This window comes from Snodgrassella alvi, assembly GCF_002777425.1.
Taxonomy (GTDB): Bacteria; Pseudomonadota; Gammaproteobacteria; order Burkholderiales; family Neisseriaceae; genus Snodgrassella; species Snodgrassella alvi_B.
The window spans coordinates 1-15896 of record NZ_MDVC01000008.1 but is presented as its reverse complement, the minus strand read 5'-3'; the positions used below and the strand labels follow the sequence as shown (position 1 = coordinate 15896).

Here is a 15896-nt window from a genome sequence, read left to right as displayed (position 1 = left end):
GCAAACTTGGGTAGAGACAAAAGGACTGGCTAAAGAAAAGCAGCTAGAGAATTTATTTTACTCATCAGACAGTCATTGTGTTAGAACGAATGCCGATGAGTAGGTAGTGTTTGTCAGATTAAGTTTGAGCTAGTACAACTGTAGGTCAGCGATGGTTTTTTCGATAAGGCTAATATTTGCTGGGTATGATATGGTTGCACATCCTTAAGCAAATTAATTGACGTCTTCAGGAGGTTTCTTCTCTCTTCTGAGCTATTATTGTTGGTTTTAGTTTGGCATTAAATCTGCATGAGTAGGCTTTTGGGTTTGTAAAGTTACTTATCACCTATGGGAAATTTTACCCTTCGCATAAAAGCCTGATGAATTAGCACTTCTGTCTTTGCTGGCAGTATGTTGCTACACAGAATAGTACTGGGGGAAAGAAAGTAAAAAATTTATTTATCTGTGCTATTGCAAGGCTTATTTAACCAGCTCAACACCGCGATTAGCCAGTTCATCTGCTTTCTCATTGCCTGGATCACCGGCATGCCCCTTTACCCAATGCCAGTGTACCTGATGCTTATTCACTTCAGTATCCAGTGCCTGCCACAACTCAACGTTTTTAACTGGCTGCTTCGATGCAGTTTTCCAGCCACGTGCTTTCCAGTTGTGAATCCATTCCTGCATGCCGTTTTTGACGTATTGGGAGTCAGTATAGATGTTGACGATACAGGGGCGTTTCAGGGCGGCTAGCCCCTGAATCACTGCGGTTAGTTCCATGCGATTATTGGTAGTATTGGCTTCGCCGCCAAAGAGTTCTTTACTGTGCCTGCCGGATTGCAGGAAAGCACCCCAGCCACCCACGCCGGGATTACCTTTGCAGGCACCATCGGTATACAAGGTTACTTCGCTCATGTTCATAGGCTGTTTTGAAAAGGACTAACTATATCATGTCTGGGGCGGTAAAACTTTTCCGGGGTTGAGAATGCCCTGTGGGTCGAGATAGTGTTTTTGTGCCCACATCCATTTGATTTCTGCGTTACTGCGTACTCGTGGCAGCCACTGATTTTTTAGCTGTCCAATACCATGTTCGGCAGCAATACTGCCATGATGGTGTAACACCTGTTCATATACCAGTTGGTTGATATTGTCTTCGTAGTGATAGACATCATTACTGAGAATGTCGGCAATAAACACATTGTAATGCAGGCTGCCGTCGCCAAGATGGCCAAACAGGATGGTTTTGGTTTGCGGAAAGATTCTGGCCAGTTGTTGCTGGCAGTTTTCGACAAAATCAGCAACATGTTCAATCGGTACAACTATATCGTGTTTAATGCTGGCACCCAGACTGCGTTGTGCCGCGGATATATTTTCGCGTAATGTCCACAGGTGCTGACGGTCGTTTTCTGACTGGGCAATCACGGTATTGAGCCAGTTGCCCTGTTCGAGCACGCTGATTAAGGGCTCGGTTAAATCCTGTTCTGGCAGACTGTCGCTCAGTTCCAGCAGAATATGCCAATTGGCGCTGGTGGGTTCGCGTAGCTGGCTATAGCTGGCCGACAGGCTGAGGGCATCATGACTGATTAATTCATAACTGGAGAGGCGTTCGGCAAAGTGATTTTTCAGTGTCGATAGCAGACTGGTAGCAGCGTGTATATTTTCTACGCCAACCCAAGCTGTTAATACGCTTTGCGGTGGTGCAAACAGCTTTAGTGTGGCCGCGGTGATAATGGCCAGTGTGCCTTCGCTACCGATGATTTGCTGATACATTTCGTAGCCGCTGGTGTTTTTATGCAGTGGATACAGATGGCTTACCAGTTCGCCGTTGGCCAGTACATATTCCAGCCCCAGTACCAAATCGCGCATGGTGCCATAACGCACTACATTCAGGCCGCCGGCATTGCAGGCAATGTTGCCTCCTATCTGGCAGGTGCCTTCGCTGGCCAGACTCAGTGGAAAGTAGCGGTTGGCATCACGGGCTACGGCCTGAACTTCAGCCAGTATCATGCCTGCTTCTACAGTAATGGTGTTGTCAGTCAGATTGAGCTGGCGCATGCGATTGAGTTTGCTTAGTGACAGGATAATCCCTTTACCGGCAATAGAGGCATGGGGAGTGGCACCGCCACATAATCCGGTATTACCGCCCTGCGGGGTAACGGGGATATGCTGCTGCTGGCAATAGCGCAGGATATTCTGTACGCTCTTTACGGTATGGGGTTGTAATACGGCAAATACCTGTCCCTGATACCGGTTGCGCTGGTCGGTACAGAACGGGGCGATGAGTCCGTCATCGGTGAGGATGTCGCTGGGTGTAAGTATCTGCCGTAATTGGGCAAGGTGAGTAGTAGTTGACATAGCAGTTAGCCTTGTAGATGCGATAGGCTGATTGTACGGCACTGGCACTGCTGGCATGGTAAATATACGCTGTCAGGCAAGGTTTACAGTACAATATTGCTATTGTGTAATATTAGTAAGGAAGTGGCATGTATTTTGTTGATCGTAGTGCAGTGGTGCTGAAACCTGCTCAGGCCTTTCTCGACTGGCTGCAAAATACCAGTGATGATTTGCCTGATTTAACTCTGGCTCAGTTACAGAGTAATTGTACTACGTTACTGGTGCCGGAATTTGAAACACCGGAACAGGCAATTGGTTATATTGGTGAGCGCTTTAGGCTGATTTTTGAGGCAGAGCTGTCTGCATGGGAAGTTGACCGCAAGCTGTGGCCGGCAATGGATATTGACCAGTTCTGGAATTTTTTCACAGTTGAGGTGCACGATATGGTGCTGGATCTGGTAGATACTGATTTGCAGATATCACCAGTTTATGGTGAAGCGTAAGCGCATTGTCTGATGTTAGCATGTGTTGTGCGGTTGCGACCGTCTTTGGGTGCTCAATGTCTGGCAGTCGGTATGCACGGGTTGGTATTGGGTGCCATTGTGTTGTATAGCGCAGGTTGGCAATGTTTATTATGGTTGTTGGCGTGGCTGTTTTCTGCATTGTGGGCAGGCTATGGTCTGCGCCAGACAAGGGTAAAACGGATTAAAATCAGCCAGCAGGGACAAGTCAGTCTGGTGCTTATGCATAGGAAAACTGCTATACCGGCCATTTTGTGCTCGGGCAGTATGGTCAGGGCAAAGCTGATGGCCTTGCAGTGGCAAACGGCCAAAGGTAGTGTACACCAGCTTTTGTTACCCGATATGATGGATGCACAGGCATGGCGACGCTTACAGGTGTGGGTGCGCTGGTGTCAGCCGCATAAGGCTCAGCCTGTTTTAAGGCAATTAATCTTGTATAAGGTAATTCATTGGCTCAGACTGAAGGATAATAATTAGAATAATGACAGAAAAATTTCATGCAACCGGGTTAGCTCAATGGCTGCAACATCTGGAAAATGGTGTTGCTGGGGGGCAGATTGAAATGGGGCTGGCACGGATAGAGGCCGTTCGTGAACGCATGGGCTTACAGCCGCAGTGCCCACTGATTATGGTCGGTGGAACTAATGGCAAAGGTTCGGTATGCTCCTATCTGACTCAGATTTATCATGAAGCGGGCTATCGGGTTGGCACGCTGACCAGTCCGCATTTGTTGCGTTTTAATGAGCGTATTGCCATTAATGGGCAGGCAGTTGCTGACGAGCTGATTGTCGCTGCGTTTGAACGCATTGAGGCGGCAAGGGCGGATACGGTATTGACCTATTTCGAATTCAATACGCTGGCTGCGGTGGATATTTTTGTGCAGCAGCAGGTAGATGTGATGGTGCTGGAAGTAGGGCTGGGTGGCCGGCTGGATGCAGTGAATATATTCGATGCTGATGTTGCAGTGATTACCAGTGTTGATCTGGATCATGAGGCATTTCTGGGCGATACGATAGAAAAAATGGCGTTTGAAAAAGCAGGTATTATGCGTTGCGGGAAGCCGGTGATATGTGGCCAGTTGCCAGTACCGCACAGTTTGGCGGCACATGCAGATACAGTAGGAGCGGATTTACTGCTGCTAAAACGTGACTTTGATTACCATAAACTGGAAATGCAGCAGTGGTCGTATCGTTTTCATCCGCAATACAGCAGTTTGTATACAGGTGAACATGCTCGCCATGCGTTACCGATACCGGTATTGCGTGGGAGTTTTCAGCTCAATAATGCAGCCTGTGCGTTAACTGTACTGGAGTGTTTGTCTGAACGTCTGCCACTGGACATTGGTGCGATCAAGCGAGGTTTGTTGCGGGTGCACCATCCGGGACGGTTTCAGATATTGCCCGGCCAGCCGCTTACTGTGCTTGATGTGGGGCATAACCCTCACGCTGCACGTGCATTACGCAGCAGTTTAATTGCTTTGCCCTATGCTGAAAAACGCATGGCTGTATTTAGTATGCTGGCGGATAAGGACATTGATACAGTTCTGGAAATTGTTAAGGATCAGTTTGACTGCTGGCTGATTGCACCGCTGGCGTTACCGCGCGGCATGACCATAGAGGCATTACAGCAGAAGTTTAGCCAGCATAATATTGTTGCTGTGACTGCTTATCCCTCTGTTCAGGATGCATACGGGGCAGCTTTATCACAAGCGGGTAAGAATGATAGAATTGTGGTATTTGGTTCGTTTCATACCGTAGCAGAGGTGATGGACGTACCACAGTAGTAAAATTTGAAATAGGAACGAATGGGATAGAGGAGGTGATAATTCATGAATGCACAGGAAAACTATGAACAGCTGAAACGGCGTAATCGCCGTCGTTTGGTAGGTGCATTAATCATGGTGGTCATTGCCGCCATTTTGCTGGTTATTATGCTGAACCGTCGTACACCACAGCCAGTACCGGCTCCGCAACTGGATATTCAGGCGGCTTCTGCAGTAGTGCTGGAACCGGTAGACAATGCGCCTACCTCTGCGTTAACAGTGCCTGCTGCTGGGGTAAACACTATGCCAGCAGCTTCGGCTGTGTCTGAACATGAATCTGACAGCATTATATCCAGTCCAGTACCATTATCGCAGGCGACTGTACAGCATTCGAAACCTGCTGCGACAGTAACACCAAACGAAGTCCCAGTCAGAACACCTGCTCAGGCTACGCAGCAGCAGGATGGTATTATTTCTGCAAATACCAGAGCATCTGTGCATCCATCCAAACCAGCAGCCGAAAGGGCAGTGACCAGCGAGCCCGCTGACAAAAAAGTCATAGAAATGAATCGGCAGCATAATACACAGACAGTACCAGCCTCCAGAACCAAAGCGGCCATAGCCAAGCCAGCAGGAACAATAGAGAAAAATGCACCGGTACAAGTGCCTGCAGCCACAAACAGCCAAGCCCATGCTGGAGCAGCGGCGAAGCCGGCCAGAAAAACATCCACTGCCACTACAAGCGGAAAAAACAGTGAAGCTGTGAGCACTGCTGGAACGGCAACAGTACCCAAAACCATAAATAACACGTCTGCTACGGCAAAACCGATTACTCCTGCCAAGCCCGCCAAAAATACAACAGGTGCAATAAACAGCACCGCAGAAGGCAGGCTGACACCGCAGCAAATTCTGGAAAATAAAGCTGCCGCTCATGTGATTAAAAAGCCTGTATCCAATCAGAACCACACCAGTGCTGCGACTACCAGCAACAGTAAAGCAGCTGTGGAACGCACAGTGATTCAGATTGGTGCCTATACCACAGAGGCACAGGCTAATCTGGTACAGCAAAGGCTGGCTGTTGCCGGTGTGCCCACCAGTATAAGCGCCAGTCAGACCAGTAAGGGTACACTATATCGGGTGCGTAGCCGTGTTTATAATAGCCGCAATCAGGCCATGCAGAATCTGGATAAGGTGCGTGCAGTGGGATTGGATGGGCTGGTAATTGGTTTATAGGAAGTTGATGCTGGCATGACCCTGTTTGATGTATTGGCTCTAGGCCTGATTCTGTTAACTACGCTGGTTGCTATGATGCGTGGACTGGTAGGTGAAATAGCTTCATTACTATGCTGGGTTGTAGCATTTATCGGGGCGAAAGTACTGGCCGTGCCAGTGGCCGATATGGTCTTTAGCAGCATGCAGCCGCGAGCTCTGGCCGTTTCTTTGTCTTTTGTACTGGTATTCGGGGTTTTATGGATCGTGCAGCGTCTGTTGCGTACGCTAATTACATCAGCATTGCAAACCATGGGCTTGGGTGGCGTTAACCGTTTTCTAGGAGCCTGCTTCGGAGCCGTTAAAGGCATTATTATTGTTACTTTAGTAGTGCTAATATGTAACTTTACTGATTTACCGAAATCTCCCATGTGGCGCAATTCAGTCACAGCAGGAATGTTTGAGCAACTGACGAAGCTAACAGTGCCATATTTACCGTCTTTTCTTGCTAATAAACTGAATTCGCCATCGGTATAACGGTATGAATAAAAGTAACCAGATACAACGCGCGTTTTTTGATTATAAAAACGCGCGTGTTTATTTGTCTTGAATGGAGAGAATAATGTGTGGTGTATTGGGTATTGTTGCGCATGAACCGGTAAATCAGCTTTTGTATGATGGTTTACAAATGCTGCAGCACCGCGGACAGGATGCTGCTGGGATTGTTACCGCTGAAGGCACAATGTTTCATATGCATAAAGGTCGTGGCATGGTGCGTGATGTATTCCGTACTCGCAATATGCGAGAGCTGGTTGGTAATATTGGCATTGCTCATGTCCGCTATCCGACTGCTGGCAATGCCAATTGCAGTGCCGAAGCACAGCCGTTTTATGTCAATTCGCCTTTTGGTATTGTGCTGGCACATAATGGTAATTTAACCAATACTGAAGAATTGTTCAAGAATGTCTGTTTTACTGATTTGCGCCATGTTAATACTCGTTCTGATTCGGAAGTATTGCTCAATGTGCTGGCTCGCGAGCTGGAAAATCAGGTGGGCAATCGTACTGCACTGACACTGACAGATATTTTCGCTGCAGTGGCCACTTTGCATAAACGTGTGCATGGTGCCTATGGCGTAGTGGCACTGATTGCTGGCTATGGTTTGCTGGCTTTTCGCGATCCATTCGGGATTCGGCCGCTGTGTCTAGGCAAAAGGGTAGAGAACGGACATACTGATTATGTGGTGGCTTCTGAATCAGTGGTGTTTCCGAGTCTGGATTTTGAACTGGTACGTGACGTGGCACCTGGGGAAGCCATTTTTATCAGTAATGAGGGGCAACTATTTTCACAGCAGTGTGCTCAGGAACCACACCTGATGCCGTGTTTGTTTGAATATGTATACTTTGCCCGCCCGGATTCAGTGATTGACGGGGTGTCTGTGTATCAGGCGCGGCTGAATATGGGCGTTACGCTGGCGGAGAAGGTAAAACGGACGCTGGATTTGCAGGATATCGATGTGGTTATGCCTGTACCGGATACCAGCCGCCCCAGTGCGATGGAGCTGGCACAGCATCTGAATAAACCCTTTCGTGAAGGATTATTTAAAAACCGTTATATTGGCCGGACATTTATCATGCCCGGACAGGCCGTGCGCAAAAAATCGGTACGGCAGAAGCTTAATCCAATGAATTATGAGTTTAGCGGTAAAAAAGTTCTATTGGTGGATGATTCGATTGTGCGCGGTACCACCAGCCGGGAAATCGTGGAGATGGTGCGTGAGGCGGGGGCAACAAAGGTTTACTTTGCATCTGCGGCACCGGCGGTATTGTTCCCCAATGTTTATGGTATTGATATGCCTACCCGTGAAGAGTTGATTTCCTATCGCCGCAATGCAGAGCAGGTAGCTGCTGAAATTGGTGCAGACGCAGTGGTGTTTCAGGATTTAAGCGATTTACAGGCTGTGGTATTAAAACTGAATCCGCAGATTGAAGGCTTTGACAGCTCGTGTTTTGATGGGTGCTATATCACTGCTGATGTGGATGAAGCTTATCTGCAACGCTTGTCTGCGGATAAAAATACACTCGACACTTCTTTTGTGGTACCCAGCCTGATTGAACACAGTGTTAGTGTGCACGAAGATGAAGACGAATAAGCTGGCACCAGTATCTGAATCCTGTTTGATACATAACTGCTGTCCGATTATGTAGCCATACTGCAATCTGTCTGCTTAGCCACAGTAATATTTGTGTTATTTGGCTGATTGATTTAATTGCTCATAAATTAAATTGCCATCATCAATATGATGAGAAAATAAACAACAGGTAGACAATAGAAAAGCAGCCATGGTGGCTGCTTTATTTATGGAAGCCTGATATAACTATTTTGGCTTATTCAATTATGGCTCAGTAATCAATAATCACTTTCATGGCCTTTTTATCTGCGGCATGCTTGAATACATCATAAGCTTTTTCCAGTTCATTAAAGTGGAAATGATGGGTAGCCAGTTTTTCCATGGGCAGTTTGCCAGAACAGCAGGTTTTCAGCAGCATACCGGTAGTATTGGCATTAACCAGACCGGTGGTAATGGTAAGGTTTTTGATCCACAGTTTTTCCAGCTCAAAATTCACTGATTGCCCGTGTACACCAACATTGGCCAGATGGCCGCCTTCTTTTACAATCCGCTGGCAGATATCCCAAGTAGCACCAAGCCCTACAGCTTCCATGGCGCAGTCTACGCCGCGGCCACTGGTAAATTCCAGCACACGTGCCACCGCATCTTCACTGGCGGAATTAATAATCTGGGTCGCACCAAGTTCTCTGGCCATGTGTAGACGATTATCGTCCACATCAATCATAATAATCTGGCTGGGTGAATATAACTGCGCGGTTAATAAACAGCTCATTCCTACGGGACCAGCACCAACAATGGCGACTGTGTCACCGGGTTTAACATCACCATATTGCACGCCGATTTCATGCGCTGTAGGCAGTGCATCAGATAACAGCACAGCAACGTCTTCGTTTAAATCTGCTGGTAATCGATAAAGAGAGTTATCAGCAAATGGTGTACGCACGTATTCAGCCTGTGTACCATCAATCATATAGCCCATAATCCAGCCACCACCATTTTGACAATGTGCATAGAGCTGTTTTTGGCAGTTTTCACAAATTCCACAGCGGCTGACACAGGAAATAATGACTTTATCACCTTTTTTGAAATTTTTAACACCACTGCCGATTTCTTCAACAATACCAATGCCTTCATGCCCCAGAATGCGGCCATTGAATTTTCCTTCTTTCTGGATTGCGGTTTGTTCAATTTCTGGATTTTTGCCCTTCCAGATGCCTAGATCAGTGCCACAGATTGTGGTTTTGGTTAAGCGAATAACTGCATCAGTGGGTTCGATTATTACCGGTTTGGCGCGTTCTTCAAATCGTATGTCGCCCGCACCGTAGTATACCATTGCTTTCATACTCTTTACTCCCTTAAACCATTAAAAAATTATACTACCAGAATTACCAGACTCTTTAACTGATTGTAGTGCAAAGATATCTGTATAACAATTTTCTGTTGGCGGTTGAAGCCATGCTGAGTAAAAGGTTTGTCTGCTTGTTAATCTATCTCAATTATTAGCCATTTACGGCTATGGCTGTGCAGATTTCTTTGCCATAATAAAAGGTTTGCAGATGTATTAAGATTACTATTGTCTGGAGAAATGTACTGCTGTGGCCAGTTTGGCCACAAAAAATATCCGTGGGTTTGCCACGGATATTTTTTATTCAGCAATTAAATTATTTTGTCTGATACCGGTTTGCCGTCCAAACCTTCCATCATGTCAGATAATTCATCGGCGTGATCTTCTTCTTCAGCCAGAATATGCTCCAGCATCCGTTTGGTAGTGGTGTCATAATCACCAACATACATAATTGTCTGCCGGTACAGGTCAATAACAATGCGTTCTGCAATCAAGTCTGATTCCACCATATCACGCAAGGTTTCGCCTTCGATGTATTCGGTAGGTGAGCGCTGAATAAAAACATCAGGATTCAGATCCGGTTCACCGCCCAGCTGGGTAATGCGCTCAGCCAGCATGGCCGCATGTTTCTGTTCTTGCTGGGCATGTTCCATAAATTCTTCTTTTACTGCATCCATAAACAGGCCGCTAGCCATATAGTAATGGCGCAAATAACGCAGCACACATACCCATTCTGAGGCTAAAGCGATATTAAGCAATTCAATTACCCGCTCAACATCCAGTTCATAGGTTGATGTTACCGCCCCGTCCTGATAACTTTTGCGCGCGTTGGCACGCAATTCTTCGGTAGTGCTGAATTTAATATCACGTTTTAGTGGTTTGCGTTTGTTCATGTTTATCTCCTTGTTTATACGAGTGGCTCTCGGTTTGTTGTCCAATGTTCCGTTTGTAAGGTAGCTGATTACATAAGTTGTTGTCTATGCAATTATTTTTAATATAGGTAATAGTTAGATGAATATAATTGCATAATGTATATTTATACGTTTTTAATTTTAATATTTAATATTTAAGGTGAAATAAAATTAATTATTATCAAATAATTAATTTTGCTATAAGTAAAGTATAGCACCAAATTATTACTTTATTTGCCTGTATGTTTTAATTTTCAGTGATAAATTTATTGCAATAGCTTGCAGAATTGCAGATGCAGCCAAGTTGATATCACACGCCAAAATAAAACGGTAACGGACTTTTTTTCAGGTGTAAGTTTATCATTTAGTAGTACGAATAATACTACGGGATATTGGATATAATGAATTAATTTTTGTTTGATTAATAAATATAAACTAGTAAATCAGATGTTTGGCTAAGGTATTATGCTCAAATTTAAGAACACAGGCAGAAGAGTCTGATTATGGTTTCTTAAACTGCTTAAAAATAACGATGCCAATGAAATATGAATTTTATTATTAATTAAATTAGATAAAGAATGATAGCCAGTTATGGAACATTCAGCCTTGATCTCAATTTGATAGTCAGTGCCATTTATTTTGCTTGAATAACCTGTGGTGGCGATGATGTATTTATGTAGTAGTACTATGGGCATAGTTAGTTTATTACATGCTTCATGTTACCGAGTGACAAACAATAAATACTCATTTCGCGCCACCAGTGCAGGTCATTCTTTTTTCGTTGTTATATTCTCTTAGTGATTATTTAAATTCTGTTGAGCATCCGGTTTATCATAAACACCAAAGTGGTCAACAATTGTACTGCTGGCTTTATTCAGCCCTAAAACTTCTACTTGTGCGCCTGCTTGGCGGAATTTAAGCACAACCTTATCTAAGGCTGCTACAGCGGTTATATCCCAGAAATGTGCTTGGGTAAGATCAATTGTTACCTTTTGTACAACTTCTTTAAAATCAAATGAACTGATGAATTTTGCGGATGATGCAAAGAATACTTGTCCATATACTGTATAAATACGTTGCTCGCTGCTGGGTTGGTCAGTCTTGATTTGAAGGTAATGGGCAACTTTATTGGCATAGAACAATGATGCCAGTAATACCCCCACAAATACGCCATAAGCAAGATTGTGAGTAAATACAACCACAATCACGGTAGAGAGCATAACAATATTGGTTGAAAGTGGATATGATTTAAGATTCTTGATTGAGTCCCAGTTAAAGGTGCCAATTGAAACCATGATCATAACAGCAACTAACGCTGCCATGGGTATCTGGCTCACCCAGTCTTGTAAAAACACCACTAACAATAAAAGTACAGTCCCGGCGATAAGTGAGGATAAACGCGTCCGTCCGCCTGACTTCATATTAACCATTGATTGACCAATCATCGCGCAACCGGCCATACCACCAAAGAAACCTGTGACGATATTGGCGATACCTTGCCCCTTACACTCTCGGTTTTTATCACTGGGCGTATCGGTAATATCATCCACAATGGTTGCAGTCATCATCGACTCTAATAAGCCAACAATAGCTAATGAAATGGAGTAAGGTAAAATAATCAATAATGTATTGAGATTAAAAGGAACATTCGGGAGTAAAAAAGTAGGTAAGCTTGTGGGTAGTGTACCCATATCACCAACTGTTCGTATATCCATTCCAAAATACATATAGATACCTGTCAGGATAAGAATACACAGTAGTGGCGAAGGGAAAATTTTTCCAACTTTAGGGATATAAGGAAAGAGATAAATAATACCAAGCCCAGTGATAGTCATCGCATAGACATGCCATGTTACATTAGTGAGTTCGGGAAGTTGGGCTAAAAAAATCAGGATAGCTAATGCATTGACAAAACCGGTTACCACAGAGCGGGAAACAAAGCGCATTAAGTTTCCTAATTTAAGAAAACCCGCGATAATTTGAAAAATACCACATAAGATGGTCGCGGCCAGTAGATACTCAAGTCCATGCGCTTTAACCAGACCAGCAATTAATAACGCCATTGCACCGGTAGCAGCAGAAATCATACCGGGGCGACCGCCTGTAAAAGCAGTAATAACCGCTATACAAAAAGCTGCATAGAGTCCCGTCTTGGGGTCAACACCGGCAATGATTGAAAAAGCAATTGCTTCAGGAATAAGGGCAAGTGCAACGACGAGCCCGGATAGCGCATCGTTTCTGATATTTGAAAACCATTCTTTACGTAAGGATTGCATTGAATTTAATCACCACTGAAAAAACAAAAGAGAATTACAGCGTGAAGCAATGCATTTATAACGTTATCAAAATTTGATAGGAAAAAACACGATTTCTGTGCATCACGCGAGTAATTGTAATTATTTTTGATAGAAACAACTCGCTATAAACTACACAGTTATACTCCGAAATTAAGTTTATTTAATTATACTAATAAAATTTTAACAATTAGACAAGGTTAATATTCTGATTATGATTAATGGTGTAGCTATGGCTGATATTCAATCGGGCAGTTTATATCAAAATGGCTATATTGAGCGATTTAAGCGTACGTATTGCCCAGTAGTATTGAATTTATACTTTTTTAATCAGCTAGAGCAAGCAAGGAAAGTAATTGAAGAATGGCTAACGGTTTATGGTACCGAAAAACTTATGAGACATTCAGCAATGTGACACCAAATGGATATAAAACCCTGAAACACGCAGCGTAATTTTTTGCGTAAGTTGTGTACTAAGAATGGGATAGTTATAAACTGAATTCCGGTTATCCCGGAATTCAGTTATATAATCAAACAGCTAATAATTTATGCCATTATTAAAAACGAATGTTTAAATTCGCTTTGGCAGAATTACTATGCCAATGACTACCATTTTCATACTGATATTGTATACCAGCATTGATATTTCGGCCGATTTGTATATTACTACCTACCGCTGCATTCCAGCGTGTTTTGGCCGAAGACCATCTGCCCGCTTTTTCATTGCTATGCATACCTGCAAAACCGCCACGGGTAGCATAATCCCTATCCTGAAAATCATGCTCAACCCCTACTGAACCAAAGATACTATACAATGTATCATTGATATCAAAGCGGTATTGGGTTAATAAATTAGCTGTACCTGCTATTATCCCTTTATCCAGTTTTCTGGCATGCAAGCCAAATCCGTGTGCGCCATCCTCTGTAAAGCTGTTTTGTTGCAAATAGTCATATCTCATACCCAATTGTGGCGTGAGCGTCAGTCTGTTGAGGTTAAATGGCTTACCGCCGTTAACTGCCAGTTGCCATAAATTTCCTTTGACTTTGACACCGCTCTGCTCAACTTTTTCTCCTAACCATATCTGATGATTAACATCGTTGGAGAAACGATTATAGCCTAAACTACCGGTAAGGAATACGCCTTTCCATGCATCCGGTGCATAGAACGAGCCAATCATCAAACCATTGCTTTTGACATCAGCACTTGCATCAGGTTCATTCCAGCTCGAATTCTGGAAAGTATAGGCTATAGCTCCGGATACGCCATTACCGAAATTTTTGCTGGCGCCCAGTATACCGCTATTGGTATTTTGTTTACCTTTGATTCCAGATGGATTCCAACGGTTTTTAGAATGGCTAAATTTAACAATCGCTTCAACTCTATCTGAAGTGTTTTGAACAGATGACATAAAATCATTATTCAGCTTGCCCATTGCCAATGTATTCACCACATTAGCATTGCTATATACCGCTCCTGATAAAGAATATAGCGACCGCTTCAGGCTTTGCGCTGATTGTACATTCTGGATACTAACAGCACCTTCCACTAAATCCTGCTTTTGCGTATCCTGTAGCTCAGACATCTGCAAGCTATCCAAATGGGTAAAGGTTTTATCTACCGCATCGGCTGCCGATTGAATCGCCTGATCTGCTGCACTGTGTGTTAAAAGATGATTGGCTAAAACAGCTGTACTCGCAGGAATCCGGGTAATATCAAAGTTAACATTATGGCTATCATAAACGGTTTTGCCATCTAATAATATATTGGCGGATAACTCTGTTTTATCAAATTTACCATTGCGTTGCTGAGCATTTATCACTTCAACCTTTGTTCCTGTTTCTGGGACAAAGCCAGATTTAAGTGCATCAAAATACAAGCGTCCGGCCAGATCTGCTGTACCATTGATGGTGGTTTTGCTACCTAGATTGGTTTGGAAGGTGGCGTCTGCTGTCTGAGTAAAATTGCCATTAATGGTGGCATCACGGCTTATAAAGGTACCTGCATTATTAACAGTACCAGTGCTACCCTTAACCTGGTAGGTACCGTTATGAACAATGTGCGCTTCTGATTGATTGCTGCCATCTAAAGCCAGCATACCTGAATTAATCCAGGTTTCACCCTGATAAGTATGTTGCCCCTGTAATATCAGCGTACCGCTACCATTTTTAATTAATCCGCCTTTTCCGCTTATATCATTACTGAATATATATTGTCCGTCAGTCACATTGGCAGAGAAATTACCAAAAGCAAATTGTGCCGGACCATTAACTGCTTTACCGATATTTAATAATCCCCAGCCATAAACAGAATCCACGCCTTTGGCACCAAGGTCGGTAGCAGTGGTGAGTAAGGTGGTACGTAAATTGTCATTAGTCATCCATGGGTATTTTTGTTTCACCAATACGGCAGCACCTGTAACCTGAGGCGCTGCGATTGAGGTACCTGCCGCGGCAGAAAGTGGTAACGAATTAATATCCTCACCAGGCTGTGCTTCTAGATTAGCCATGTCAACTTGCCAATAAGCAGCCATACACCATTCTTTGGCATCGCCACAACGATTAGAACGCTTATTAATGTTATTATCCCGATCTACCCCAGCTACAACAAGCCAACCTTTCTGTAATTCAGGTTCAATTAATGGAAACAATTTGTTAACACCCGGCTGGTCTTCACCGCTATTACCTGCTGACCAGATAAAAAGCATATCGTCTTGTACCAGAGAAGTAACCTGACCTATATAAGACCTTTCTTTAGTAATGGCATTTAAATATTCATCAGCATAATCAATATATCTTTGCTTATGATCTGCATAATTGTTGCCATAGCTATTATTAACAATTTTTACTCCCTCCTTATTAAGAGCATGAAATGCACGTAATGCTGCACCATATCCATCTATGAGGCCTGGAGTACTGTGAGACACACCAGCGACATGTAAATTAGCGTTTGAAGCTATTCCCAATACCCGATCATTAACATTTTTACCTGCTAGTACTAATGCTACTATATCTCCGTGGGTATGCTTACTCTGTGGAGGATGATGGGTACCAAATTCACCCAGATCAACTGTATTTTCGGGTAATGCTGGATGTTGAATATGAGCTGGTAGATCAACTATTCCTACCTTTACCCCACTACCATCAAGTCCCTGATCACGTGCGTCTTTTAAATTCAAACGATTAGCCTGTTGATTATCACCACCATATTGATTCTTACTTAATGGTACTTTTTTGGCACGTTCGGAACTATCAAATTTGGAGGGGTCATCCGAAGGCATTGGAATTTTAATAGGCTTAGGCGGATCGATAGGTTTAGGCGGATCGATAGGTTTAGGCGGATCGATGGGTTTAGGCGGATCGATAGGTTTAGGCGGATCGATAGGTTTAGGCGGATCGATAGGTTTAGGCGG

The 15896-nt window shown here is 43.9% G+C and carries 13 protein-coding genes; 7 read left to right on the top strand and 6 right to left on the bottom strand.

The genetic code is table 11. From position 1 onward, the window contains the following. Positions 1 to 459: 459 nt before the first annotated feature. Positions 460 to 894, bottom strand: a complete 435-nt coding sequence (gene rnhA / locus BGI33_RS02535) for a ribonuclease HI (protein ID WP_100089825.1) — start codon at positions 892 to 894, stop codon at positions 460 to 462. Positions 895 to 927: 33 nt separating this feature from the next. Continuing rightward, complete coding sequence (locus tag BGI33_RS02530) at positions 928 to 2334, bottom strand: FAD-binding oxidoreductase (protein WP_100089824.1); 1407 nt, start codon at positions 2332 to 2334, stop codon at positions 928 to 930. A gap of 128 nt (positions 2335 to 2462) precedes the next feature. Between BGI33_RS02530 and BGI33_RS02525 the strand changes: the two genes are divergently transcribed. From BGI33_RS02525 to purF, 6 genes are all read left to right on the top strand, one after another. Further along, entirely contained in the window at positions 2463 to 2816 is a 354-nt protein-coding gene (locus BGI33_RS02525) for a hypothetical protein (RefSeq protein ID WP_100089823.1), read from the top strand. A 12-nt stretch (positions 2817 to 2828) separates the two neighbouring features. Then, entirely contained in the window at positions 2829 to 3311 is a 483-nt protein-coding gene (locus BGI33_RS02520) for a protein YgfX (RefSeq protein ID WP_144235328.1), read from the top strand. 4 nt (positions 3312 to 3315) lie between these two features. Beyond that, positions 3316 to 4617 carry a bifunctional tetrahydrofolate synthase/dihydrofolate synthase gene (gene folC / locus BGI33_RS02515; RefSeq protein WP_100089821.1) on the top strand — a complete coding sequence of 434 codons (1302 nt, stop codon included), beginning with the start codon at positions 3316 to 3318 and terminating at the stop codon, positions 4615 to 4617. A 45-nt stretch (positions 4618 to 4662) separates the two neighbouring features. Further along, complete coding sequence (locus BGI33_RS02510; protein WP_100089820.1) at positions 4663 to 5829, top strand: SPOR domain-containing protein; 1167 nt, start codon at positions 4663 to 4665, stop codon at positions 5827 to 5829. Positions 5830 to 5844: 15 nt separating this feature from the next. Next, a complete protein-coding gene (locus BGI33_RS02505) occupies positions 5845 to 6342 on the top strand; it encodes a CvpA family protein (RefSeq protein WP_100089819.1) in 498 nt (165 codons plus the stop codon). An 85-nt stretch (positions 6343 to 6427) separates the two neighbouring features. Further along, positions 6428 to 7957: an amidophosphoribosyltransferase gene (gene purF / locus BGI33_RS02500; protein ID WP_100089818.1), complete on the top strand. Its 1530-nt coding sequence runs from the start codon at positions 6428 to 6430 to the stop codon at positions 7955 to 7957. Between the two features lie 250 nt (positions 7958 to 8207). Here purF and BGI33_RS02495 read toward each other — a convergent pair whose 3' ends face one another. From BGI33_RS02495 to BGI33_RS02485, 3 genes are all read right to left on the bottom strand, one after another. Continuing rightward, on the bottom strand, positions 8208 to 9278 hold the full coding sequence (locus tag BGI33_RS02495) for a zinc-dependent alcohol dehydrogenase family protein (protein ID WP_100089817.1): 1071 nt from the start codon (positions 9276 to 9278) through the stop codon (positions 8208 to 8210). A 314-nt stretch (positions 9279 to 9592) separates the two neighbouring features. Then, positions 9593 to 10174 (bottom strand): ferritin-like domain-containing protein, encoded by a 582-nt coding sequence (locus tag BGI33_RS02490; RefSeq protein WP_100089816.1) that lies wholly within the window; start codon positions 10172 to 10174, stop codon positions 9593 to 9595. A gap of 812 nt (positions 10175 to 10986) precedes the next feature. After that, on the bottom strand, positions 10987 to 12468 hold the full coding sequence (locus BGI33_RS02485) for a SulP family inorganic anion transporter (protein WP_100089815.1): 1482 nt from the start codon (positions 12466 to 12468) through the stop codon (positions 10987 to 10989). A gap of 232 nt (positions 12469 to 12700) precedes the next feature. Between BGI33_RS02485 and BGI33_RS02480 the strand changes: the two genes are divergently transcribed. Then, complete coding sequence (locus BGI33_RS02480) at positions 12701 to 12901, top strand: integrase core domain-containing protein (RefSeq protein ID WP_100089814.1); 201 nt, start codon at positions 12701 to 12703, stop codon at positions 12899 to 12901. A gap of 142 nt (positions 12902 to 13043) precedes the next feature. On the opposite strand, the gene BGI33_RS02475 is transcribed toward BGI33_RS02480, so the two are convergent. Continuing rightward, on the bottom strand, positions 13044 to 15896 hold a 2853-nt coding region (locus BGI33_RS02475; RefSeq protein ID WP_100089813.1), incomplete at its 5' end, for a S8 family serine peptidase.